Source organism: Alteromonas profundi (assembly GCF_010500865.1).
GTDB classification, from domain to species: Bacteria; Pseudomonadota; Gammaproteobacteria; order Enterobacterales; family Alteromonadaceae; genus Alteromonas; species Alteromonas profundi.
This window is the reverse complement of record NZ_JAAAWN010000002.1, coordinates 56764-81512: the sequence shown is the minus strand read 5'-3', so window position 1 is coordinate 81512 and position 24749 is coordinate 56764. Positions and strand designations below refer to the sequence as shown.

22 protein-coding genes are annotated in these 24749 nt (G+C 40.7%); 9 read left to right on the top strand and 13 right to left on the bottom strand.

Going from position 1 to position 24749, the window contains the following annotated elements; all coding sequences use genetic code 11:
• Nucleotides 1-21: 21 nt before the first annotated feature.
• Genes GTH32_RS01945 through GTH32_RS01930 form a run of 4 tightly spaced genes read right to left on the bottom strand, consistent with a single transcriptional unit; the run spans nucleotide 22 to nucleotide 4409 of the window.
• Nucleotides 22-1125, bottom strand: coding sequence for an acyltransferase family protein (locus tag GTH32_RS01945; RefSeq protein WP_163083556.1), 1104 nt, complete (start codon nucleotides 1123-1125; stop codon nucleotides 22-24).
• Nucleotides 1126-1155: 30 nt separating this feature from the next.
• Nucleotides 1156-2382, bottom strand: a complete 1227-nt coding sequence (locus GTH32_RS01940; protein WP_163083555.1) for a hypothetical protein — start codon at nucleotides 2380-2382, stop codon at nucleotides 1156-1158.
• Entirely contained in the window at nucleotides 2372-3349 is a 978-nt protein-coding gene (locus tag GTH32_RS01935; RefSeq protein WP_163083554.1) for a glycosyltransferase, read from the bottom strand. The genes GTH32_RS01940 and GTH32_RS01935 overlap by 11 nt, the downstream gene beginning before the upstream one ends.
• Entirely contained in the window at nucleotides 3342-4409 is a 1068-nt protein-coding gene (locus tag GTH32_RS01930; protein WP_163083553.1) for a glycosyltransferase, read from the bottom strand. The genes GTH32_RS01935 and GTH32_RS01930 overlap by 8 nt, the downstream gene beginning before the upstream one ends.
• 365 nt (nucleotides 4410-4774) lie before the next feature.
• Between GTH32_RS01930 and GTH32_RS01925 the strand changes: the two genes are divergently transcribed.
• The 4 genes from GTH32_RS01925 (at nucleotide 4775) to GTH32_RS19455 (ending at nucleotide 9517) form a co-directional block, all read left to right on the top strand.
• Complete coding sequence (locus GTH32_RS01925) at nucleotides 4775-5434, top strand: transglutaminase-like cysteine peptidase (RefSeq protein ID WP_425482353.1); 660 nt, start codon at nucleotides 4775-4777, stop codon at nucleotides 5432-5434.
• Nucleotides 5421-7376 carry a bifunctional diguanylate cyclase/phosphodiesterase gene (locus GTH32_RS01920; protein WP_246223106.1) on the top strand — a complete coding sequence of 652 codons (1956 nt, stop codon included), beginning with the start codon at nucleotides 5421-5423 and terminating at the stop codon, nucleotides 7374-7376. Before GTH32_RS01925 ends, GTH32_RS01920 begins: the two co-directional genes overlap by 14 nt.
• 100 nt (nucleotides 7377-7476) lie before the next feature.
• Nucleotides 7477-8103: a hypothetical protein gene (locus GTH32_RS01915; protein WP_163083551.1), complete on the top strand. Its 627-nt coding sequence runs from the start codon at nucleotides 7477-7479 to the stop codon at nucleotides 8101-8103.
• A 601-nt stretch (nucleotides 8104-8704) separates the two neighbouring features.
• Nucleotides 8705-9517 (top strand): O-antigen ligase family protein, encoded by an 813-nt coding sequence (locus tag GTH32_RS19455; RefSeq protein WP_343033374.1) that lies wholly within the window; start codon nucleotides 8705-8707, stop codon nucleotides 9515-9517.
• Nucleotides 9518-9544: 27 nt separating this feature from the next.
• On the opposite strand, the gene GTH32_RS01905 is transcribed toward GTH32_RS19455, so the two are convergent.
• Genes GTH32_RS01905 through GTH32_RS01885 form a run of 5 tightly spaced genes read right to left on the bottom strand, consistent with a single transcriptional unit; the run spans nucleotide 9545 to nucleotide 14948 of the window.
• Nucleotides 9545-10222 carry a VpsP family polysaccharide biosynthesis protein gene (locus GTH32_RS01905; protein WP_203565327.1) on the bottom strand — a complete coding sequence of 226 codons (678 nt, stop codon included), beginning with the start codon at nucleotides 10220-10222 and terminating at the stop codon, nucleotides 9545-9547.
• Complete coding sequence (locus GTH32_RS01900; protein ID WP_163083549.1) at nucleotides 10222-10950, bottom strand: tyrosine-protein phosphatase; 729 nt, start codon at nucleotides 10948-10950, stop codon at nucleotides 10222-10224. The genes GTH32_RS01905 and GTH32_RS01900 overlap by 1 nt, the downstream gene beginning before the upstream one ends.
• A gap of 14 nt (nucleotides 10951-10964) precedes the next feature.
• Complete coding sequence (locus tag GTH32_RS01895; RefSeq protein WP_425482352.1) at nucleotides 10965-13178, bottom strand: GumC family protein; 2214 nt, start codon at nucleotides 13176-13178, stop codon at nucleotides 10965-10967.
• Between the two features lie 16 nt (nucleotides 13179-13194).
• Nucleotides 13195-13734 carry a polysaccharide biosynthesis/export family protein gene (locus GTH32_RS01890; RefSeq protein WP_343033378.1) on the bottom strand — a complete coding sequence of 180 codons (540 nt, stop codon included), beginning with the start codon at nucleotides 13732-13734 and terminating at the stop codon, nucleotides 13195-13197.
• A 2-nt stretch (nucleotides 13735-13736) separates the two neighbouring features.
• Nucleotides 13737-14948, bottom strand: a complete 1212-nt coding sequence (locus GTH32_RS01885; protein WP_163083547.1) for an outer membrane beta-barrel protein — start codon at nucleotides 14946-14948, stop codon at nucleotides 13737-13739.
• Nucleotides 14949-15526: 578 nt separating this feature from the next.
• Here GTH32_RS01885 and GTH32_RS01880 point away from each other — a divergent pair.
• A complete protein-coding gene (locus GTH32_RS01880; protein WP_163083546.1) occupies nucleotides 15527-16978 on the top strand; it encodes an undecaprenyl-phosphate glucose phosphotransferase in 1452 nt (483 codons plus the stop codon).
• A 133-nt stretch (nucleotides 16979-17111) separates the two neighbouring features.
• On the opposite strand, the gene rplT is transcribed toward GTH32_RS01880, so the two are convergent.
• The 4 genes from rplT to thrS form a co-directional block, all read right to left on the bottom strand.
• Nucleotides 17112-17468, bottom strand: a complete 357-nt coding sequence (gene rplT, locus GTH32_RS01875; protein WP_012518092.1) for a 50S ribosomal protein L20 — start codon at nucleotides 17466-17468, stop codon at nucleotides 17112-17114.
• An 18-nt stretch (nucleotides 17469-17486) separates the two neighbouring features.
• A complete protein-coding gene (gene rpmI / locus GTH32_RS01870) occupies nucleotides 17487-17684 on the bottom strand; it encodes a 50S ribosomal protein L35 (RefSeq protein WP_044056810.1) in 198 nt (65 codons plus the stop codon).
• A 117-nt stretch (nucleotides 17685-17801) separates the two neighbouring features.
• On the bottom strand, nucleotides 17802-18341 hold the full coding sequence (gene infC / locus GTH32_RS01865) for a translation initiation factor IF-3 (protein WP_163083703.1): 540 nt from the start codon (nucleotides 18339-18341) through the stop codon (nucleotides 17802-17804).
• A gap of 96 nt (nucleotides 18342-18437) precedes the next feature.
• Nucleotides 18438-20354 carry a threonine--tRNA ligase gene (thrS, locus tag GTH32_RS01860; protein WP_163083545.1) on the bottom strand — a complete coding sequence of 639 codons (1917 nt, stop codon included), beginning with the start codon at nucleotides 20352-20354 and terminating at the stop codon, nucleotides 18438-18440.
• A 275-nt stretch (nucleotides 20355-20629) separates the two neighbouring features.
• Between thrS and GTH32_RS01855 the strand changes: the two genes are divergently transcribed.
• From GTH32_RS01855 to zapE, 4 genes are all read left to right on the top strand, one after another.
• Complete coding sequence (locus GTH32_RS01855; RefSeq protein ID WP_163083544.1) at nucleotides 20630-21505, top strand: fructosamine kinase family protein; 876 nt, start codon at nucleotides 20630-20632, stop codon at nucleotides 21503-21505.
• Between the two features lie 17 nt (nucleotides 21506-21522).
• Nucleotides 21523-22278, top strand: coding sequence for a pteridine reductase (locus GTH32_RS01850; protein WP_163083543.1), 756 nt, complete (start codon nucleotides 21523-21525; stop codon nucleotides 22276-22278).
• Nucleotides 22279-22404: 126 nt separating this feature from the next.
• Complete coding sequence (locus tag GTH32_RS01845; RefSeq protein WP_163083542.1) at nucleotides 22405-23472, top strand: DUF3080 family protein; 1068 nt, start codon at nucleotides 22405-22407, stop codon at nucleotides 23470-23472.
• A 50-nt stretch (nucleotides 23473-23522) separates the two neighbouring features.
• Nucleotides 23523-24743, top strand: a complete 1221-nt coding sequence (zapE, locus tag GTH32_RS01840; RefSeq protein WP_163083541.1) for a cell division protein ZapE — start codon at nucleotides 23523-23525, stop codon at nucleotides 24741-24743.
• The last annotated feature ends 6 nt before the right edge of the window (nucleotides 24744-24749 follow it).

Below are 24749 nucleotides of genomic sequence, written 5' to 3'. Positions count from 1 at the left end.
AAATCTACGTATTTATTACTTTTATTTTCTTCTTCGTTTACCTAGAGCAATTCCTTTGAGTTCTACGTAACGATAGGTAATAGAAGATATTCCAACGACAACGATAATGATAGCGATAGCAAGTGTATTATTTAACGCAGGCTTACCGAGGTCAATATACCTAATCGAATCAACCATTGGGGCAATAGGATGTCCTAATATCTTTTGAAAAATAATGCCGATAGATATAACTACAAATAAAATGGCAGCATGAGTCATATATATAGAATAAGAAAGCATACCTAGCCATTGAAACCCGTGCCACCTAAAAAATTTAGAAAAAAACCCTGATTCAAAAGAATAAAAAAACAAAACAAGAGAAAATAAAAAAGGAACGATTAAAGGCTTAAGTGCGAAGTTCATGGAAATTGCAACTATCGTTAGAAAAAGTACTGTAAACTCTAACACCGATGAAAATAAAAAATTGAATTTCACCCTTCTATTATATGTAACATAAACTTTGTATATTAAAGCGCCGGTAAAAAAGCAAAATATTCCTTTTAAAGCCGGAATAGGTAGGTAAAGGCTAGATCCTATCAACATCCCAATAGCACCTAGTGATAAAACTATCCAACTTGCCGTTTTATACTTTACAAACCCAGAAATTGTCACAAAAAATATAGCATATACGTAAAACTCGACGCTAATACTCCAAGAGGGATAATTGAACGACAAGTGATCGAATTGCGGAAACCATGACTGAATAAGTAAAACATTCGGAATTAACTCATCAGGCGATGAAGCGCCAGAGAAAGGAGTATTTGTGAACGAAAAACCAATGAAACGAAAAGCAAAGTACTTACCAGTTTCAATTATTAGAAAAATTCCCAGCATTAAAATATGAAGGGGGTACAATCGATAGAAACGGATTTTCATAAATGAGAAGAAATCTATATCTTTTTTCGAAGCATAGCCGTGCGCCAAAACAAAGCCGCTTAAGAAAAAGAAAAACTCAACGAAATATTCACTACTTCTGAAAAAGGTAAATTCTGTAAAAGAGCCCGCAAATCTCATATGGAAAACTACTACGCACAGAGCACAGAGACCTCTAAATGAATCTAAAACTTCAAACCTTTTCTTTTCCATATCTTAATTCACTTTCATTTAAGGTTAATATTATTTAACTTTTCCAATCGTTCTTGATGCCTTAATAATAAAAGCTAAAGAAATTGGCGCTATATACCTACCGTCTAGTGGCATATAGAAAAAAGTAGCGATAACTAAGAATAGAAATATTGTGTATAAATAAAAATCCTTACTTTTATTTAGAGTTTTTATTAATCCTTTTATTGATTTTGCATAAAAGTACAAGAAAACCATTCCCCCAATAATGAGCCAATCCATAAAAAACGTTTTTGTACCTACGCCTTTTACTTGCCCTACAACAAAATATTTCATCACTTCGCTGTAGTTAAATGTATTAGGGAAGAGGCTGTCTAATATCTCCATGGCAATTGGTCCACAGTTATAGATGCTTGGTAAGAAACCAAAAAATCCAGCTCCAATAGGGTAATGGAACAACGAAACTATTGCCGTAAGCGATATGGTAGAGCGCGTTGCTACACTAGTATATTTTTGAATATCAGTAGCAAACATTGCTGCTATTGAATCTTGCGACGCTAACAATATTAATGGAATTAGCAACGCGGAGCTTAGATATTTCACTTTGGTCGAAACTTTAAATAAACAAATAATATAAGAAAGTAGAAAAGCGGCTATAAAACCTAGAGCTCCCCCCTTTGATGTGGTCAAAAATGCAAGAATGCTTATCACAATAAAACTATAAAGCGGTCTTATACTCTTTATTCTAGCGAATAATAAGCATGCTAAAACAAACTGAAAAGCAAAAGTACTTGCTTCTAATGTGAACCCCCTCATACGATGAGGCGAAAAGGCTGCGTTATACTGTAAGAAAGAAGGGTTATTTACTATACTGGGGGCTATAAAATTAATGATATAGGATGCAGCAACTATAGTAAAAATAATTAAACAGCCTGTATTTATTGTTTGCATACTTTGCCGCATAGTGAACAGAAAAACCGTAAAAGTAGGTATAACAATTAGGATAAATCTCGACCCCCTATCAATAAGAAAAAGCGTATCGAAATCTACAAAGAAAACTAGACTAACAAAAGATAAACCTAACGTTAAAAAGAAAAATTTTATTACTTTAACGTCAAGGGCTGATAACCGTCTAATATCAATAAGTATTAGCACAAGCATTAGGGGCAACAATATGATAGCTAAAGGCGCAGTAAAAACACCTCCTATAGCTGCTAGCGAAGAGTTTTCAAACGGCGCTAATAAACATAGCAAATAAAAAACTGCTTTTTTAATATTCATGGCGTCTTAAACAAACTTTCGACAATAATAACTTCAAAAAAGAAGATGGAAGATAACTAACCAATTTAAAACCTAACGTTACAGCGTACCTTATAGAAAATTTACTTTTTAAACTTTCTTGTAAAAAATTTCTATTTCTTATTGTTTTTACTATTACTTTCTCACTACTCGTTTTATTGGAAATTAGCTTTAATAGAAAATTGAGATACATAGTGGCAATAAAGTAGTTTCTATATGGAATTATGTCATAAGGTACACCAACGTTATTAATCACTTTGAAAGCTTCGAAATGATTAAGTACTTTTTCAGTCGCGACAACATTTGTAACCGACCCCTTATGAATGACGTAGCTGAAATAACTACGCCGTTCCACGTGAACCCGCGGCGCATAATAGATACATTCAATCGCAAAAAGAACATCTTCTGAAAGTGCTAAGTTTTGATTAAAGAGGATAGCGTTTTTTATCAAAAATTTCCGATTTATAACGATACTGCAAATGTGGCTAAATATTTGTTTTTCAAAGTAATATTTAAGTGCATCACTACCACTGTATAAGCCCGAGCCACATTTATGTGTTTGATAAAATATCTTATTATTTATTCTATCGCATATTCTATATTCAAATACGAATACTGATGCATCAGTACTTTGCTTTGTGACTTCATCCCAAACGTTTAGCACTTTTGTATCATAGCTATCGTCTGAATCAAGAAATGAAACGTAGGTACCTTTTGCTGCTTTAATACCATGGTTTCTTGCGCCAGAAACCCCTGTATTGGGTTGGCGAATCAGCCTGACCCAATCGGATTCATTCACAGCTATCGGTATGGTGGACCCATCATCTACAATTATAAGTTCTGCTTTTTCGCCAAAGCCCTCTATCGAATGCAAAGCTTCAATTATCTGGTCAACACCTGACTGGTTGTTAAATACTGGTACAATTATGGAATATTTGATGCTACTCATACGTTAATGCACTCGACCAAATTCTATTAATGTTTTCTTTTTCTGTCTCTTTCGCGTAACGCAATGCGTTTGTTGCCATACTCTCAAATATCGCGTCACTTTCTAAAATGTTCACAATAGCATCAGCGAATGCACTAGTATCATAAGCGCTTATAATTTTGCCGTTACTATCTTCTTTTATAATCCAAGACAGAGCATCAAATGTCCGAAATGCAACAATCGGGAGCCCCTGACTTCGCGCTTCAATCAGGGTTTGACCAAACCCTTCATAATGAGACGACATTACGAATAGCGAATGTTCGCGGAGAGCTTCTGTAACGTCAGAAGTAGAGCCGTGGAACTTTATATTTGGTACCGTTTTAATTAAATGTTTAAGATTGTTAACTTCCTCTGTAGGCCCGTCTCCATAAATTGAAAGCGTGTAGTCAGATGGAAGTTTTTTTACCACCTCTACAAGCCCCTTAAAGTTTTTCTGATGCTCGTGAATACGCGCTATTGTAATAAGCTTTTTTTTCCTAGAGGGAATTGATTTTGCAGTTTTTAATTTACAACCCCTAGGGATGACCGATATTGCGCGAAACCATTTTCCATAAAATTCATCTACAGCATGCTTATCCGCAACTGTATATACTGTAAATAGGTCTACGTACCTAGCGAGTAGGTGCATCACCAGCGTTTCCAGCTTTGCAAAATAGATATCTAACCTATTGGTTTGCACAAGTATTATTCTTGCGCTTTTACGCACTTTATGGGGCATATAAAGCAGATCATTTGGATGGAAAATTACAATGGTATTGGCATCATATTTTTCGTTTACTGAAGATATTTTATCCCGCTGGTTAAGCTTCGTTAACACTTTATAGAAAATAGAAGGGCTTCCCGCTCTTCCATAACTTAGGTAGTCTACTTTTGGGTTTTCAGGGAATTTCTCCTCACGGGGGGAATCTTGGTATAACTCAATAACGTCTACTTCGCGATAGCTAGACTGAATTTCACGTATGAGTGTTTCTACGCCACCTATCGTTGTAGACTTCATAGGGTTTATTGTAATCAGCGCCATATTCAAAATCCCTTTGGGTTGTCATTACTACACCCGCCTTGAAAATAGGTTAGCAAATGAATGAGTCTTTAACTTAGGGTTGGTGAGGGCGGGTCGCCCATACTTCAAATGTATTGCGAACAATCGTTACTGTATATACCTTATACTCTCTTGGCTTTCACTTAAACAAAATTATCATTTACTTTTTATTGCAAAGGTCGCACGAGTAAGTTGTTTATATACGTCGAAAAGTTTTGTGATAACCGCTCTACTCATTTCATTTTATGATACATTTCAAACTAAACGCGTTTCGTACAAAGACACAGAGTTTGACTCGACCACTTAACCACCCTGTAAAAACCCGTAAATTATATCCGCGATTCAATATTGCGGCATATTGGGTATGGTTGGTTGCCATAGTAGGTGTTGCGTTCCTTCCAGTTTCATTTGCCTCATTAAAAGATATTTTCACTCAGGAAATATATGCACTCATTTCTGAGCGATATGGTGAACCCGCTAGAAGAGATATTTTGAAGTGGAATAAACTTTTAGTCGAGTTAGAGAGCGAAGATGTAGACGAGAAACTCTTTGAGGTAAATCGTTTCTTTAATCGTTTTGAATTTGTAAGCGACATACAACACTGGCGTAAAGCTGACTATTGGGCCACGCCCATAGAATTTATAGCCACTGGTGCTGGAGACTGCGAAGACTACGTAATAGCTAAATATTTTTCTTTGCTAGAACTTGGTGTACCCGAGTCGAAGCTGCGCCTTATGTATGTAACGGCGTTAAAGTTAAAGCAACCGCATATGGTATTAGCTTACTACAATACGCCAACCTCTGTACCTTTAGTACTCGATAATATAAACAAACGAATTCTCCCTGCCAGCAAGAGGCGTGATTTAGCGCCAATATATAGCTTTAACGGCCAAGGGTTGTGGACAGCAAAGTCAATGGGTAAAGGTCGCAAACTTAGGGGTAAAGGTTCTATGAAAATGTGGGATGATATGATTGCCCGATTAGATGAAGTGATTGAAGGGAAATAAAACAAATATGAAACTCTCAAGTCAACTTAGTGTAAGCCTTCTTGTTTTTTTGATAGCTGTATTTTTAGGCTCCTTCCTTATAAATATAAAGCTTACGCAAGAATATGTTCATGAACAGTTAGCAACGCATGCGCAAGATACTGCTACATCATTGGGCTTATCAATTACTCCGTACGTTTCGGAAGACGGCGGCCTACCAATCGCGGAAACTATGATTAATGCCATATTTGATAGGGGATATTATCAAAGCATCCTTCTATCAGACCTGGACGGTAATCAGTTGGTTATTAGAGAAAACCCTAACAAAATAGACACTGTCCCAGAATGGTTTACCGATATCATTGAAGTAGATCCTCCTGTTAAAGAAACAGAGTTGTCTAACGGCTGGAATATGGCGGGGTATTTAGCGGTTAAGAGTCACCCAGGTCTCGCGAATGAAAAGCTCTGGGAGAGTATAAAACAAAGCGCAGCAATGTTTTCTTTCGCATTCGCTATTGCCTATGTAGCTCTATTTTTTATCATACGCGCCATAACGAAACCACTTAGCATTGTAACTACGAAAATATCCGATATTCAGCGACTTGAATTTTCCCAAATTGAATATAAGCCCTTTACGAAGGAGCTTTCGTTCATCGTTTTGGCGATAAACAAACTCTCGGCTTCGGTAGAAGCTATGTTTAAAGAACTATCTGAAAAAGCAGAACAATTTAAGTCAATAGCATTTGAAGATAATGTTACAGGCCTTATGAACCGAAACGCCTTCAAACGACATTTAAATGCCCTACTCAGTTCATCAGCGGCTGGCGAGCGCGGCTATTTAATTATTGTCCGGCTTGCCCAGCTTTCTCACGTAAACAACATGCAGGGGGCTGCTCAAGGCGATGAATATTTAAAGCGTGCCGTAAGCGTTCTTCAGAGCTTAGTTTCCGATTACCATGATAAAGCAAATTGTTTTAGAGTATCCGGAGCAGATTTTGCAATTTGTATGGAAGGTATTCCGCAGAATGAATGCGCATTACGCGTAGAAGAGTTGGCCCAAAAACTGTCGACTGTAGACATGCTAAAAGATGGGAGCAAAGTTGTCTGGGTCGGAGGAACCGAATTTACCAGTGGAGATTCTTTTTCTGAGGTTATGGAGAAAGCTGATAGTGCTTTACTTGCATCCACACGACTTGATAGATGCTGGCAATTGGCTTCGAAACTTTCATACATTCAAAGCAATACTGAATGGAGAACTAGATTAAATCGTATTATTTCCCATCAGCATGCAGATATATTTCTACAGCCTATTATAAACGTGGAAACCTCTTCTGCAATTTATCATGAAGGGTTTGCAAGGTTTAAAGACGTTGCTACCAATGAGTACATCCCAATGTCTCAACTTATCCCAGCATCAGAACGCTTAAACCTTATCCCCAAAGTAGATACCCTTGTTACAACGCTAATTTCTCGAAAGTTGCACGGTAGCAACCTTTCAATCGCAGTCAACTTGTCTACTGCATCTATTTGTGACCCAGAGTTTACTTCGTGGCTAAGCGCCTTTTTAAACGATAATAAAGAGATAGGACCACAATTGGTTTTTGAGATTGAGGATGATTCACTCATTCACAATAAACAAAGCGTAATCGCATTCACAAACCTAGTACGTTCATTCAAAGCGAGGATAACTATAGAACACTTTGGCGCTAACCTAGCTTCTCTTACTGGTTTACGCGCAATACATCCGGACTATGTCAAGATTTCCGGAAATTTAACCAAGGACATAAATGAAAGCGGCGACAACCAACTATTTATAAGCAGTCTCGTAAGTATAGCAACCAGTCTTCAAATATCGGTTATAAGTGAACTAGTCGAAAGTGAAGAGGAAAGCTCAACGTTAAAGAACCTCAAAGTGATAAACCAGCAAGGCTATTATCATGCGCGTCCGGAATTATGGAAATGATATACCTAAACCGCCCATTTATTTTGTCTGTTGCGTATACAATTATCATAGATTGGGATAACATTCAGGCTTATAAAGCAATATTTTTAGGGATGCTTTTATGAAAAATTCGCGCGTAGTACTTTTATTCACTTGCCTGATGTTAGCGGTAGCGCCATCGTTTGCCCAGGTAGACAATGATTCAGGTGAAAGTGTCGTTGCTGCAGGTGGTGTGCCAGGCGAGCAGGCTAAAGATTTACTTGCTAGGCTTCAGTTAGATAGCACGACTGATGATGGTGTTAGTATTGATACCATCAATGAGGTAGTTCGTGCACTATTGGCCGGTGAGATAACAGGCCTATCGATCGAATCTAGAAATTTTTTAGAAGCTAATGAATCTCTTTTAACCCAACTTGTTACTCTTTTTGATGAGAGCACAAATGGTTTTGATTTAACGATAGCGGGTATGTCTCTTTACCCCGATCAAGCAGACTCTGTAGCAATTATTGCGATTATTCTATTCCCAGGTGAGAGCCAAGAAATATATAATGTCGCTCTTCAAACTGGTGCCTTTTCGTCTCAAGACGATGCTTTATTAGCACTGGCTAATGCCGGTGTTGACGTTTCGGAGTTGAGTGCTACCGCTGCTGGTGGGGACGATACTCTCGTCGCTGGAGCTCCTGATTTACCTGTAACTACTAATGATACAACCCCCGGGGGCGGCGGCGATACAGTTTCAGGTAACTAATTTAATTGGAGTCCCCTCTTTTAAACCGCAGATGTTTAACCTAAAGATCAAAGCAGCTGAAGCGCCCATCTTTGGCTGCTTTCTTTTCTTACTAGTGTGGCTCCCCATTCCTCTGGGATCAAATAGGCCATGGGCGTGGGCTTTAGTTGAGTTCATTACATTTGCATTGCTTCTTGCACTACTAACCTTTAACGCTAGCGGCATATATAACTGCCTTAAACAGTACAAGCTTGCTTTTATATTGGCTACTTTGTTTTGTGTATTCCAACTTCTTTTGATAATTCCTCTGCCCTATGAAGTAATAGCAGTTATTAGGCCCGATAGGTTAATGTCTATTAATTCCGAAGAAGGCCCCCTTATGGCTTTGAGCTATGATGCAGCTCAAAGCAAAATTACACTTTTAAAAACCCTAGCGTACGTGTCGCTGTTTCTAATTACCCTAACGCTAGTAAAAACGTCGAAACGTATTAGGTTACTACTTTTAACAATATGTTTAGCAGGCAGTATTCAGGCTATATATGGCGCATTCGAAGTATTGCTAAACATTCAAAAAAGCATAATTTTCAAATACAACGTTACACACATAGCTACTGGTAGTTTCGTGTACAAAAATCACTTCGCTAACTATTTAGTATTAACATTGAGTGCTGCTTTGGGGTATTTAATTGCTTGCCGTAATCCACAGAGGAAACTAGTAAGACGTCGGGACATATTGAGGTACTGTTTAGACTTTCTATTAAGCAAAAAAGCGCTGGTGCGTATAAGTATTATTATTATGGTGATCGCATTAATTATGTCGCGTTCTCGCATGGGTAATACAGCCTTTTTTGCTGCAATGACTATAACCTCAATGCTAGGTTTAGTTTTATTTAAAACTAAAACAAAATCGTTTACCGCTTTATTTATAAGCTTGTTAGTAATAGACCTCTTTTTGGTAAGCAGTGTATTCGGTCTATCGGAGGTCAAGCAGAGAATTGAACAAACGAATTTTGAAAAAGAGACTAGAGATGAAGTAATTCAAGATACATTACCACTCCTCAGTAGATTTAAGCTACTTGGTAGCGGCGGAGGAACTTTCTATACACTTTATCCTCACGTGCAGAGCGATAAAGTACAGCACTTCTACGACCACGCCCACAACGAATATCTGCAATTCACTTTAGAGTTTGGATGGATCGCTACCTTCATTTTATCAATCCTAGGTATGACTTGCTTTATTGCCGCGGTAATATCGTTGCGAACCAGAGAACGGCCCGCATATTTAGGTGCAGCCTTTGCAAGTGTTATGGCATTCATTGGAATGGGTATGCACAGCACCGTAGATTTTCCGCTGCAAGCGCCGGCGAATGCCGCCACTTTTGTTGTTATATTGGCTCTCGGCCTTATAAGCAAGAAGCGTAAAAGTTCACAGTAATATTTCACTTTTATATCAAATAGATGTTTACCTGCATCCTGGTATCTTTTTACGCAGCCTTAAAGGTTCGCTTTTTAAGAGTCGGCAAGCTAGTTCAGACGCGTTTCTCTCTTTAATTGCTTTTAAAACGTTTCTTTCACTCAGCGGATTTTGTAGCCCCATTTTGAGGTGCAAAGGTAATAGTTTATATACTAATAAGTATTTGGCAGACTTTAGATTGTACTGAGCAAATGCAAAATCTACTATAAAATAATGAACTGACGCTTGTTGAGCCCCTGTTTTTAATGCATTGGCTAAGTATAATTCGAAGTCTTCGTCCAACTCATTTAATCGCCACTTCACCCACGCCAAATTTATCCATGTGGGAGCCCAATAAGGGCGGTAGACCAAGCTTTTCTTATATTCTGAAGTGGCGTTTTTTAAGTGAAAGCGTTTATCTAACGGTGAAATATAACTTTTCCACTCGTGAAGTTGCCCTCTAAGCTGGTAGTAAAGCGCGTTATCTGAAGATAGTGATATCGCCTTATCTATGCGCACCATACTTTTTTCAATACTTTCTAAATCAGCGCTAGTAGGATCTTTTCTCCAACGTTCTACATTATTTTTCACATTATAATAATGCAAGTCGGCAATATAGAATTTAAACGTGAAAAACAGAGCCACAATTACTATGCTTGCCAAACCTAAAATACGTAGCTGTCTCATTAATAGATATTATCTGATCTAATAACAATTGATGCAGGACGGGAATAAAACACTTCCTTGGCATAATCTTCATTTAACATAGCAACAACTTCGTAAGCCTTCGCCATATCGTTTGGACGTTTAGTTAAATTATGCGTATCGGAAGCCACAACTTGAATTTTTCGCTCTTGAATTAACTTTAACGCAAACTCATTCACTTTGGCCCCAAATCGGCCTACCAAAGCCCCAGCAGTTAGTTGGAAAATAACATTTGTTCTGCGCAGCCATTCAAACTTTCCGTTGTCGGCTAATAGCTCTCTATTTCTCTCGGGGTGGGCAATCAAAGGCTGTATGTTATTTTCTAATAGCCACTTTATCAGCATTTCTATACCCACTGGAACGTGGCTATGAGGCATTTCAAGTAGGAGAACCTTACGTGAGGCAAACTTTCCAATAAATGGAATTTCATTGTGTAAAATCCAAGAGGGAATTTGTTCAGATACTCTAACTTCAGCACCAAAAGATAGCTGAAGTGGTATCTGCTCAGAGTCCAACCGAGCTTTTAGCAATATATACGATTGCTCTATCGCCTTAAAGGTATTATCAAAATATCCCGCGTGTATATGAGGGGTACACACCATGTGCGTGATCCCGTTTTCCACGGCCTGCCTAGCCATATCGAGAGACATGTCCATTGAACGAGCACCATCATCGATATCAGGCAAAATATGGCTATGTAAATCAATCAACGTTAAACAACCTGCTATGAGTTCTCGCTAGTATAGCCATATTGATCATAAAAACCGGCATATTTTTGAGATACATCAGACTTGCGTAAATCGACTTGATTTAATACCACACCGTCAACCCTGTGGCCGACCTGTAATAATCTGCCTATACCACTATTAATTACCTTGTCGCTTGTTGCGTCTGCCCGAACTACATACACGATTGAATCTGCACATTCTGCTACTATCATAGAATCACTTACAGCTTGTGTGGGCGCTGTATCCAATACTACAAAATCGTATGTCTTTTTTAACTTTTCGATTAATGTCGCAAATTCGGTATCGGCCAATAATTCCTGTGGGTTAGATGGGACAGTGCCGGCGGTAATTACGTCAATGCCTGATTCCTCATCTGTTACAACGCACTCGTCTACCGTGTGTGTTTTGAGGATTAAATTAGCTACTCCTGGCTGGTATACGGGTATATTGAACATTTTTCCTATACTGGGCCTCCGAAGGTCTGCATCTACCACAACAGTCTTTTTCAATTGGCCAAAAGCGAAAGCCAAATTAAGTGAAACGGTAGTTTTACCTTCTTTTGGTACGCTAGAGGTAACCATTACTGCCTGCTTTTCTTTATTTAGGTTCAATAAAGAAAGGCTTGTTCTCAGCGTTCTTAATGCTTCAGAAAACTGATGCTTTGAAGAATCAAAATAGGACCTAACCGGCAAGTCCGTCTTTTTCTTGTGGGGAAGCCAAGGAATTAAGCCCAGCATCCTTTGTCCTAACTTTTTCTCAACATCATCAACTGAGTTTATACCACTATTTAGGGTGTCCATAAGGATTGCTACAAACACACCGAAGCCTATACTAAAAATAAATGCCATAGCTATTAATAGCTTTTTGTTTGGTTTAGAAGGGACCGAGGGCACTATAGCTTTATCAAGAATTCTAGCATTGGCCGTTTCAAAACCGCCTAGCTCATCTGTTTCTTTTAATCTTGTAAAGAAGGAATCATACAATTGCTGGTTTATATCAACTTCTCTTTGTAAAGTAAGGCGTTCATTTTCAAGGGTAGAGAGCCTGCGATAATTAGCTTTCGCTTGCTCCACTTGCGCTTTAAGTAGCTCTACTCGTTCCTTAGAGAGCAAATATTGTTTGTTTATACTCGACACCAAATCGCGGGTTTGAGTTGCTAAGGTTTCGCGTATTGAATTTAATTCAGCATTGGCTGCAATCATATTAGGGTGTTTGGGGCCATACACCTTACTAAGCTCAGACACCCGAGTCATAGCTTTTGCTTCGTCCCTTCTCACGCCTTGGATAGTAGGGTGATTCAATACTTCGGGCAGGCTAGCAATACCTTCAATCGAATTGTTAGTTTGCGTTTGTCTATAAATCGTTTCGTTTAGTTTTAACGCATTTTGAGCATCTAGTAGCTGCTCGCTTAAACCTTCTAACTCGTCGGCAGCAAGGCCAACAACACCATGAAGATTAACTACTTGGTTTCGCTCAAAGAAGTCTGCTAGTCTATTTTCAGAAATGATAAGCTTGCGCTTAAGTCCATCTAAGCTTTCCGTTAAAAACTCTGTGGCCTTAGATGTCATCTCTAACTTCGATAGTAAATAGTTATCAATGTACTCATCTGCAACTGCGTTCGCTATCATAGCCGATAACTTAGGGATGTCAGAATTAACTGTTACAACCATAACCTGTGTTTTGCTAATTAAGGATAAATTTAGCGACCTCATCAGCTTATTGGTTGCAATACGCACATCTAATTCTTCTTGCTCCTCCTCCGTACGCTCTATTTCTTTTTCTTGAGGGAAAAAAGGAAGTGCATCTTTTAACGCTTCTTTTAAAAGCGTAATCCCGTCTTTATCATTCTCATCGGGCATAAAACTAGCGTTCTTATGCAGCGCTAATTTCCGTACCGTACGCTCTGCGATTTGACGAGAACGCAATATCTCAAATTGCGTTTGCATATAGTCTTTTCGATTGCTGTCGAAACCATAAACTTCTTCAATAGAAACTAGGTTTGTATTTTCAGAATCGACTAAAATTGTGGCCGATGATGAGTATATCGGCGTCATTCTAAAAACAAATAACGCGACTAAAATAGTGAATGCGACCGCTAAAAGTAATATCCTTAAGGAGTTGCGCTTTACGATTGTAAAGTAATGGGCAACATCTATCGTATCCATATCTGTTGCTTTTGATTTAGTTTCGTCCATTTTTTCTACTGCCACCTTTACTCTCGTATTCTCAAAAGAAACGCTGCTTAATAGTGATTATATCTCCCGGCTGTATCATATCCGACACATTCACGTTTAGCTCTCGAGTTACACCATCTTTTTCTCGAACTACTATCACCTCATCCTTAGACGCTCTGTCAGTATATCCTCCCGCTAGGGCAGCCGCTTTATTCACTGACAAACCTGGCTGGTAGGGATACCCCCCTGGCCTTTTAACCTCGCCGTCTATAAAAAAGGGCCTATACTCTAGAAAGGTTACGGAGACGGAAGGCTCAACCAAATAATCTCCTTTCAGCCCGTTGTAAATCAATTCTTCAACTTGAGCAGTTGTCAAACCTACAATTTTTATCTCGCCTAAAAAAGGGTAGTTCACCGTTCCTACGTCGGGTAGTCTTATTTCCATAGACAAATCTTCTTGCCCAAAAACGGTAATGTTAATCTTGTCGCCAGAGCCCAACTGATATTGACTCATACTCAGGTTTCCTTGTTGAGCCCAGCTAGACTGAAAATAAAACAATAAAACAACGCATAATGCCAATTTTGCTAGTATTCTCACAAAGTAACCTCAAATGCCACACCCACAGTATTTGTATCGTAACCTAGTGTATCGCGGTTGCTTGCAAGATCTGTGTACTCATAAAAGACTGATATATTTAGCCAACGCCGTGCACTATAGTCTGCAGATAAGCTCAAAATAGTGAAGTCATCATTACGTTCAGCGACATCTTGGCCACTCAAAGTATATGTATTATCTTGAAAAGTTACCCCGGCAGATGTTGACAAGTAGTCGTACCAATCGTGATTCCATGAAGCCGAATAATTCCGGCTTCTTATGAAGTTCCCCTCGCCGTTTGTTTCTCTAGTGTCGGCACTTGTGGACAAGCGGAAGGTTGTATATTCCAAAGGTCGCCAGTCTACACCGACTTCCCAATCAGTTCCGTAAAAATTATCTCTATCTTGAGATTCAAAATCCTTTTCCTGGTACCCCACTTTGGCAAAACCTGTAGTGGCGGCTGTACTTTCCCACCTAGCACCTACTAGAATACGGATACCATCACTATCTCGACTGGCGTCATCTGCTGGTTGGTAATCATAGCGAACGTATGATTTAGCCACGTCGAATACCAAAAAAGTAGATGGAGCAACCCTATAGCTAAATTCACCGCCAAATTTATTAATAAAGCGGTCTCTAATTAGGTAACTCTCTTCTTCTCGGTCGTAATCCAGTGTATTTCTTGAAACTGAAAACGTAAGCATGCCATCTGAAGTCAGGCTTCCATAGCTATAATTCACATCAATCAAGCTACTCTTATATGTATCGGGAGAACTGAGATTTTCACCCGTACCTATAGATAAGCCGGTACCACGAGCTTCATGGCCATCCTCATACAGCGCAGAGGCATCTAAGCGATGACGACTGTTTAATTCAAAATCACCGCTTGCTGTAATAAAATGATCAGTATAGTCATCATCTGTACTTGTTAAAAATTCACCACGCGCGATACGATAGCCAATTTCAACGGGGTTATTGTTTACTTGGGTAGCTAATACAACCTTTGGTGCAAATACCGCTCTCCAACTGTTAATCTTGGCGTCTTCATCGGTAGTTCTGGTAATATTGTCTAAATAACTAAGTGAAGTATTGAAAGTCGGTATAATGTCGAAACTTCCATATTCAATCCGCCCTGCTTCTTGTTGCGCTGATGCGCTAAACATTACAAAAGTTGCTGAAACAGCCAAGTAAATTTTCTTCCGTATAAACATTTTCTCTCCTTCGATTAACATCAAAGTCATTAAGTCTATCGCAAAATAACATGCGATGATGACTTCAGAAATAAGGTTGACTCCCAAACATACTTCTTAATTTGCAATATAGCTTATAGTTACATTACAAATGCTGCTAAAGAAAATTGAAGAAGACCCGCTCTTGTTGTGGTTTCTTACCATGCTTGAATGCGATTAATGTGCCAAACATAGCGATAGATAACTCTTAACCTACCGCTAGATTATTTCAAGTTTGTGTACATGGTCGCAAAATGTCTCACAAAATAAAAGCTCGTACACATACTACAAGGAATTAGCTATTTTACTATAACGAATTATCTAAATTACGGCTTCTTCGTGTAATAAAATTACAACAATAGTGCATTATCGTTTAACACTTAACCAATTCTCTTAAAGCGATTGGGTGGCGAAGTCAATAGTTTAGACTAAAGGATAACAAGGGTATATTTCTTGCTTTAGTAAATCTGCGTTTCGCATACTATCGCTCCAACTCTTATATGTCTAATCAAAGGGTGAATAGTAACTTATTCCCATATTTACACTTAGAGATACATAAAATGGACAATCGAATAGAATCGAGCAAAGTTATCAAATCACACCCTATTGAGTCGAAACGAAGTGGGTTGGCGGTAAAAAATAAAACCGGTTTTTCAACACTTTACCGATTAACTGACCTTTCGCTTGTTACCCTTCTTTACTATTCATGCGCAATGATTTTCGGAGCCTTAATAGACACTACAAGCCTAGTATTTCTGCTGGTTAATGTTATCTGCTTTCTTATAGCTGCAGAGGGTATGGAGCTCTATCGGTCATGGCGGGGATATGCGACATTTGAAATGCTACGAGCGGCAGCGGTTACTTGGGTGCTAAGTGCATTTGGTACGCTAACCATAGGCTACTTTTTCGTAGAAGAAATTACAACCCCACCCTTGGTTGTACTGGTTTGGTTAGCGACATCCTTTGTTGCCTTATTAGCCTGGCGCTTTGTAATGCGTAAGTTTCTCTTTTTAATTAGAAAAAGCGGGTTAAATTCGCGACGTTCTATTGTTATAGGTGCTACCGCGCTAGGGTCTAACGTGGCCACGCAAATTTGCGAAAATGAACATTTGGGTATTCGCTTTAATGGTATGTTTGATGATAGAGAGCCGAGTCGCTTAAATCATAAATTCCAAAATTCCGTACTAGGAAATATTGAAGCAGCCATTGAAATGGCCAAGCGAAATGAAGTGGATTACATATATATTGCACTACCTATGAGCGCAGAAAACAGAATTCGCTCGATTTTAGAGCAATGCAGCGACACAACAGCCAACGTTTACGTTGTTCCAAACTTCTTTATGTTTAATTTATTAAACGCGCGCTGGCAAACCATTGGAAATATGCAAACCCTGAGCGTTTACGATACACCATTTCAGGGTGCTAACGATATTCTCAAGCGTTTCGAAGATATTATATTAAGCAGTTTAATTCTTACAATGATTTCAATTCCAATGCTGTGTATTGCCGCAGCGGTCAAAATGACCTCGAGGGGGCCGGTAATTTTTAAACAAAAGCGCTATGGTCTAGATGGTAAGCAAATTACTATTTATAAATTTCGTAGTATGACTACTCAAGATAACGGCGCCATTGTAAAGCAAGCGACGAAGAACGACGCTCGCTTAACGAAAATTGGTGGCTTTCTTCGACGTACTTCCCTCGATGAGTTACCCCAATTTATAAATGTTCTCCAAGGGCGAATGTCTATAGTTGGCCCCCGCCCTCACGCCGTTGCGCATAACGAAGAATATAGAAAAATTATTACCGGCTACATGCTACGCCATAAAGTAAAGCCCGGTATTACCGGCTGGGCTCAGGTTAACGGTTTGCGGGGTGAAACTGAAACTACGAACAAGATGGTAAAACGTGTAGAGTACGATCTCGACTACATACATCAATGGTCGCTTTGGTTCGACCTAAAGATTGTGTTTATGACCATTTTTAACGGATTTATAAACAAGAACGCATATTAAATTTTGAATACGGGACGCCTTCTGTCCGACGGGAAGGCAATTTCCAATAGCGTTTATTGAGCATTAAAAACGAAAAAAGGCGAGCATCCTGCTCGCCTTTTTCCGAAAGAACTTAAACTTAATTAGTTAATAATTAAGCTAATGCGCCTTTAGCCGCTTCGACTAGTGCGCTGAAAGCTGCTTTGTCATGTACTGCGATGTCGGCAAGGATCTTACGATCGATTTCAACAGACGCTTTTTTCAAACCGTTAATGAAACGGCTGTATGACATACCATTTTGACGTGCCGCAGCGTTAATACGTGCAATCCATAGTTGACGGAATTGACGTTTACGTTGACGACGGTCACGGTAAGCATATTGACCAGCTTTAGTTACGGCTTGTACCGCTACGCGATAAACACGTGAACGAGCACCGTAATAACCTTTTGCCTGCTTGAGGACTTTTTTGTGACGAGCACGTGCGATAGTGCCGCGTTTTACTCTAGCCATTTATCAGTCTCCTAAGTCTTAAACGTAAGGCAACATGCGCTGAACTAATTTAGTATCAGAGTCATGAACCAATTTTTTGCCACGTAGGTGACGTTTACGCTTAGTGCTCTTCTTAGTCAGAATGTGACGTAAGTGAGACTGTTTGCTTTTAAAGCGGCCAGAACCCGTTTTCTTGAAACGTTTGGCGGCACCGCTTACAGTTTTCATTTTAGGCATTGCTAAAACTCCGCATTGTTAAGTATCGACATAATTAGCGTGCAGTTGCTTAATGTCGGTTAATGTTTAGCAGCAAGGTGTTTCAGGGTGCAGATTCCTGAAAACTTTAGACCGTTACTACTTCTTGTTTGGGGCGAGCACCATGATCATTTGGCGACCTTCCACACGACGAGGGAATGATTCGCAAGTTGCAATTTCTTCCAAATCGTTCTTAACGCGGGTAAGTAGGTCTATACCAATGTCTTGGTGCGCCATTTCACGTCCGCGGAAACGGATTGTGACTTTGGCTTTATCACCACCTTCTAGAAAGCGACGCAGGTTGCGCAGTTTGACCTGGTAATCGCCTTCATCAGTGCCAGGGCGAAATTTAATCTCCTTGACCTGAATTTGCTTTTGTTTTTTCTTCTGCTCTTTTTGAGCTTTACTTTTTTCGAAGAGGAACTTGCCATAGTCCATAACTTTACAGACTGGCGGCTCGGCATTCGGACTGATTTCCACAAGATCCAGGCTCGCTTCTTCAGCGTGTCGGGTTGCTTCAGCAAGTGAAACCACACCAACCTGTTCCCCATCTTTGCCAATTAATCGTACTTCTCTGGCTTTAATCTCATCGTTTATGCGGGCTTTGTCGCCCTGAGCCTTGTTATTAGCGCCTTTAATGTGCTATTCCTCCAAACATTTAATTCTTCTGCTTGTCCCTGCTGTTATTTCGTCAGCGACAAGCACCGCCGTGTAGTATACACGAAAACCCTCAAATTACTTAATGGTCTTTTCTGCCACTTCCGCATTGGCCATTGCGATAAAGTCTTCTAGGCTCATTTTACCTAGGTCATCGCCACGACGTGAACGTACTGCCACTTCGCCAGCTTCCATTTCTTTATCGCCCACAACCAACATATACGGAACACGTTTGAGAGTGTGCTCGCGGATTTTAAAGCCTATCTTCTCATTTCTCAAGTCAGACTTTGCTCTAAATCCACTTTCTTGCAGTTTTTTTACACATTTTTGCGCATATTCGCCTTGGCTGTCAGTAATATTCATAATTACCACTTGCTGTGGGGCAAGCCAAAGCGGATAAAAACCTGCAAATTCTTCAGTCAAAATACCAATGAAACGTTCTAACGAGCCCAAAATGGCACGGTGAATCATAACAGGTACTTTGCGCTCGCCATCTTCTGCCACGTAGGTAGAACCTAAACGTCCCGGCATTGAAAAGTCGAGCTGTACTGTACCGCACTGCCACGCACGATCTAAACAGTCATGTAAAGTAAACTCAATTTTAGGGCCATAGAAGGCGCCTTCGCCTGGCTGGTACTCAAAATCAATATCGTTGGCTTTAAGTGCTTCAGCTAGTGCGGCTTCCGATTTATCCCAAATTTCGTCTGCGCCTACACGTTTTTCAGGTCGTGTAGACAATTTTACCGCTATTTTTTCAAACCCAAACGCGGCATAGGTTTCATACACCATCTTTATACAGCCGCTAACCTCTTCTAGGATCTGCTCTTCTGTACAAAAAATGTGGGCGTCGTCTTGGGTAAACCCACGTACTCGCATTAACCCGTGTAGCGCGCCAGAAGGCTCATTACGGTGACAGCAACCAAACTCGGCCATACGTAGCGGTAGGTCGCGGTATGATTTTAGCCCTTGATTGAAAATTTGTACGTGGCCTGGGCAGTTCATGGGTTTCACTGCATATTCACGCTTCTCAGACTCTGTGGTGAACATGTTTTCAGCGTATTTGTCCCAATGCCCCGATTTTTCCCACAACGAACGGTCCATCATTAATGGGCCTTTTACTTCGTCATATCCGTATTCACGCAATTTTTTACGAATAAAGCTTTCTAGCTCGGTATAAATAGACCAACCGTCGTTGTGCCAGAACACCATGCCAGGCGCTTCTTCTTGCCAATGGAACAGGTTTAATGCTTTACCAATTTTGCGATGGTCACGCTTTTCTGCTTCTTCAAGTCTTTGAAGGTACGCTTTTAGCTGCTTTTTATCTGCCCAAGCGGTGCCATAAATACGTTGCAACATTTTATTGTCGCTATCGCCGCGCCAGTACGCGCCGGCAACTTTCATAAGCTTGAAGTGGTGGCAGAACTTCATGTTAGGTACGTGTGGACCACGACACATATCAGTGTATTCTTCGTGGTGATAAAGCGCGGGCTTATCGTCTTTACTGATGTTTTCATCAAGAATTTCGATTTTATAGCTTTCGCCGCGCGCTTCAAACGCATCGCGTGCTTCTTGCCAGCTTACTTTGTTTTTAACCACTTGGTAGTTGGTTTTCGCCAGCTCTAGCATACGCTTTTCTAGCTTGGCTAAGTCTTCCTGAGTGAGGCTTTGTTCCATATCAACGTCATAGTAAAAACCATTGTCGATAACAGGGCCGATAGCCATTTTCGTATTCGGCCATAATTGCTTAATTGCATGGCCTAATAAGTGAGCGCAGCTATGGCGAAGAATTTCTAAGCCCGCTTCGTCTTTTGCGGTAATTATTTGTAGTTGCGCATCTGACTCAATTAGGTCGACTGCGTCAACTAGCTCACCATTCACTTTTCCCGCGATGGTTGCCTTGGCTAAACCAGGGCCAATATCATTTGCAACATCGAGTACGGAAACAGCATTATCGAAAGCGCGTTGGCTTCCATCAGGAAGGGTAATAACAGGCATTTGAATTCCTTGACAGTGGTGACGCCTACTCTGCGCCACTTGCGTATTTATAAAATAAATGAGTGCATTAATTGCACTTCAACGGCAGTTTTTAACACCTTTAAGGCGTTTTAAGATAAATAAAACTGAAGCGGATTATAACGGCTCAAAAGCCAACTGCAATGGGCAAAGGCGGAAATTGCGTTGGCTAATAGCGACATTTTCACTTTTTTAGGCGTTTTCACCATTTTCGCCCATACTTATCAGTGAATTAACCCTACGGAGCGCGTCTACGTATGTGGCATTTTATTAGCGAGCATATTTCTGAAACCATTGGCGAGTTATTTGTTTGTGAACACGTGCACATGGCGCAAGGGGGCGACTCTCATACTTGCTATGTGATGCGCGACCATAAACATCGGTATTTCGTAAAAACTCGTCAGTATGACGATACTCAACAATTAAACCACGAAGCCGAAGGGCTTGTAGAGCTTGAAAAAACGAACACAGTACATACCCCAAAGGTTATATGCCATGGCATGACAAAGGGGGAACACCCTGTAATGGAATATCTGGTATTGCATTACATCCACTTTGTAGAAGGCAGCACGTCTGACTATTTTAAACTGGGTGAACAGTTAGCTGCGCTACACAATGTAAACGCCTATACAAGTTACGGCTGGTCTCACGACAATTATATAGGTCGTAGTATTCAGTCAAACGGTCGAAGCGCTGATTGGAGTTCATTTTTTGCCGAGTACCGTATCGGCAGTATGCTGGAAAGATTAGCGGAAAACGGAGTGATAGTTACTGATATCGACCAATTTGTTCACATTGTGCAGCAGGCGCTGCATTTGCATCAGCCTCACCCTTCGTTGCTGCACGGCGATTTATGGCACGGCAATATAGGTTTTAGCAAAAAAAGTCCTATGGTTTTCGACCCTGCTGTTTATGTGGGCGACCGAGAAACCGATATCGCCATGGCAGAACTCTTTGGCGGCTTCCCGCCCTCATTTTATAAAGGTTACACTAGCCTATTACCGCAAAATAGCGAATATCCGCAAAGAAAACTGATTTATCAGTTGTACCATATCCTCAATCACGCGTTATTATTTGGGGCGCACTATGAGGCGCAAGCCAAAGATATGATAGCAAGGGTTAAATCCCAGTAACGGAGTTTTCTTTTTAAATGCCTTCATCAATTCATCCTCCTGTGGCCCTAGTTACGGGCGCGGCTAAACGTATTGGTTTAGCAATGGCAACACATTTACATCGGCTGGGCTATAACCTCATTATTCACTATGGTCAATCTGAAGCCTTGGCCACCAGCCAAGTAACGCGGTTTAACCACCTACGCGCTAATAGCGCTGTAGCTATCAGCGCCAACCTTACAGATATTGAAGACGTACACCGCCTAGCGAAGCAAAGCATCAAAGAATGGGGGCAAATTGATGTACTCATTAATAACGCCTCTAGCTTTTACCCCACCCCATTTGGCCACATTCAGCAAGAAGACTGGACATCGTTGGTGGGAAGTAATGTGCAAGGCCCCTTATTTCTTTCTCAAGCCCTAGCTGACACGCTTAAAAAGCAGCAAGGCTGTATTATTAATATGGTTGATATGCATATTGACCGACCTCTTCCTAAACATAGTGTATATAGCTTGGCGAAAGGGGCGCTTGCCACGCTAACTAAATCGCTTGCTATTGAAATGGCACCGGATGTGAGGGTAAATGGTATAGCCCCTGGGGCAATTTTGTGGCCCGAACGCCCGTTAAGCGAACAGGACAAACTCACGATGCTAGATAGCATTCCAATGGGTACTTTAGGCAGTTGCGAGGACATCACACATGCCATGGAATACTTATTAGGGGCATCTTACGTAACTGGCCAAATTCTGTACGTGGATGGTGGCCGAGGTTTACATACGGGTACACCGGCTTAATAGGCTATGTATAATAAAGGTAGGGGTATTTTAGCGCTTTAAATAATCCGTAGAGGGGGTGAAAATTTTAACCGCTACAATTATAACGGCTACAATTTTAACGGCTAAGGAAAAGGGTGAAACTACATGGTAGCGCCACATAGTAAGCGGCTTCAATTTCAATGGAAAGCCAGCGTGGTGCTGATGGGCCTTGTTTTGCTTTCGGGGTGCTTTGGTCACACAGGGCTAAAGGCGAATATTAACGAATACCGAACTCGACTGGCGCGCGTGCTCGATTCCCCTATTGCTCCTGCTGATGCTGATAAACATACGCTTCGTTACCCTAGCGTATCTGAGCGTGTGGTTAATGTAACACCGGTAAATATTAACCTACGTAATTTTTATGCTATTCAAGATTGTGAACTAGGCCGCATAGTTGCCCAGCGCAATACAGTGCTAGGTAAAACACAACTTCCTTCACAACGGTTCGCGTATGAGCAAAAGCTAGGTACCGTATTAGCTAATTGTGAAGAAAAAGTGAGCAAAAATAATAAACAACTCGCTGCCCTGATAAACAATTGGCGCGAACAAAAACGCGCCCAATGGCCGCAAATTTGGGCGCAGCTTATCCAAAATAGCAGCGAAATGAAGCAGGGGCTAAGCCTCGCTAGCTCGCTCCTAGAGGTAGAATCATCTTCACAAATAAGTAGCAGTGTAAACGCACTATATTACTTAGATAGCCTTGCTCATCGAAGCGATAAGGTAGGTGCGTTTAACAGTAACCATTTAGAAGCGCAGCTACGTACACTCTCAAACTCGCGCTTACCCGCAAAACTATGGCTTACCCAACAGCTGTTAACCAATGAATTAACCACACTTACTGGCGCGCTTAAACGCCCCTTAGCCTCAGTTAATTGCCCCAAGGGTAGAGCCAGTGAGAAAGCGAAGGTGCTGCGAAATGTATTTTATTTGTTTTTTATTGAAAAAATTCAGCCGGTGGGCAGTAAGCTAAACCAAATTCATTACCAGCTAGCGCCATTATGGCAACGCTGGGTTGCCTCAGATGCCCTAAGCCCCGCATTCAAACAATTTATTGCAACCCACGCGCATGAAGGTTTTAGCGAATACCAAGATGCTATGCACGAGCACGTGCGCTTATGGCAAGACTTTCTCGGGCGCTGTAATTTAGCGCCCGTAGCGGTTTCACGCCTCTAGACGCCACTAAATTTTTGGCTAAATTATTATTTATATTGAGGTTATTTACCATGCCTAACGGGCAAAACCTGGGTACCACTTTGGCGTCACCAATGGCTGTTTATCAGTCTCAAATAGGTAAAACCCTATGTGAAGACGCCTGTCAGCTAGAAGCGATCAAAGCACTAGACCGGCTTTACCACCAACTCATCGCATCAAATCTCGCTCCCTCTACGCCTGTAAAAGGGCTTTATTTTTGGGGCGATGTAGGCCGTGGAAAAACGTTTTTAATGGATTTGTTTTACGATTGCTTAGGCAGAAAAGGCAAAATGCGGCTACATTTCCATCGTTTTATGGCGCAAATACATCAGTCGCTCAACGCGTATAGTGGGCAGCAAAACCCTTTACCTAAGATAGCAAAAGAACTGGCTGCATCATTAGGCGATGGGTATCGTGTACTATGTTTTGATGAATTTTTCGTATCAGATATTGGCGATGCTATGCTTTTATCGGGCTTGTTTGAATGTTTGTTTGAAGAAGGGGTAGTGTTGGTTGCTACTTCCAATATCCCCATCGAACGCTTGTATGAAAATGGCTTGGCCCGACATAAGTTTTTACCTTGTATAGAATTATTGCAGCGCCACACACAGATGATTCATCTAAACGGCCAGGTGGACCATCGCTTACACGATATGGGGCACGCGAACAATACCGCTTGCACTGAACCTTCTACATATATCGGGCTCAGTGCCCAGGTGAATATTGCCAAGCAATTTAATCAACTTACCTGCAAGCACGCTTTAACGTGGCAAAGCGATACGCAAATTAAAATATGTCAGCGTCACATTGATGTGATCAAGGTTACCCTCGCAAGCGAAAAATCTCTTCACAGTATTGTCTGGTTCGATTTTCATGCTCTGTGCGATGGGCCGCGCTCTCAGTTAGATTACATGGAAATAGCCCAACGTTTTGCCATCGTGATGATAAGCAATGTGCCAGCGCTTGGCGCCGAGCCACGCAATTGGATAAAAGCAAGAGGCACGGAAGACGGTGTGGGTAACGATCAAGCAACAACAACTGGGGAGCGGGTTGTGAATTACTCAATAAACGATAATAAAGCCAGGCGTTTCATAAGTCTTATTGATGAGCTTTATGATCAAAATGTTACGCTGTATTTAAGTTGCGATGTGCCTCTGGAAAAGTTGTATTTAGACGGCGCATTGACCTTTGAATTTCGGCGAACCTATAGCCGTTTAATTGAAATGAGCCGAGCAAAAAACGAAATGTATTAATGAAAG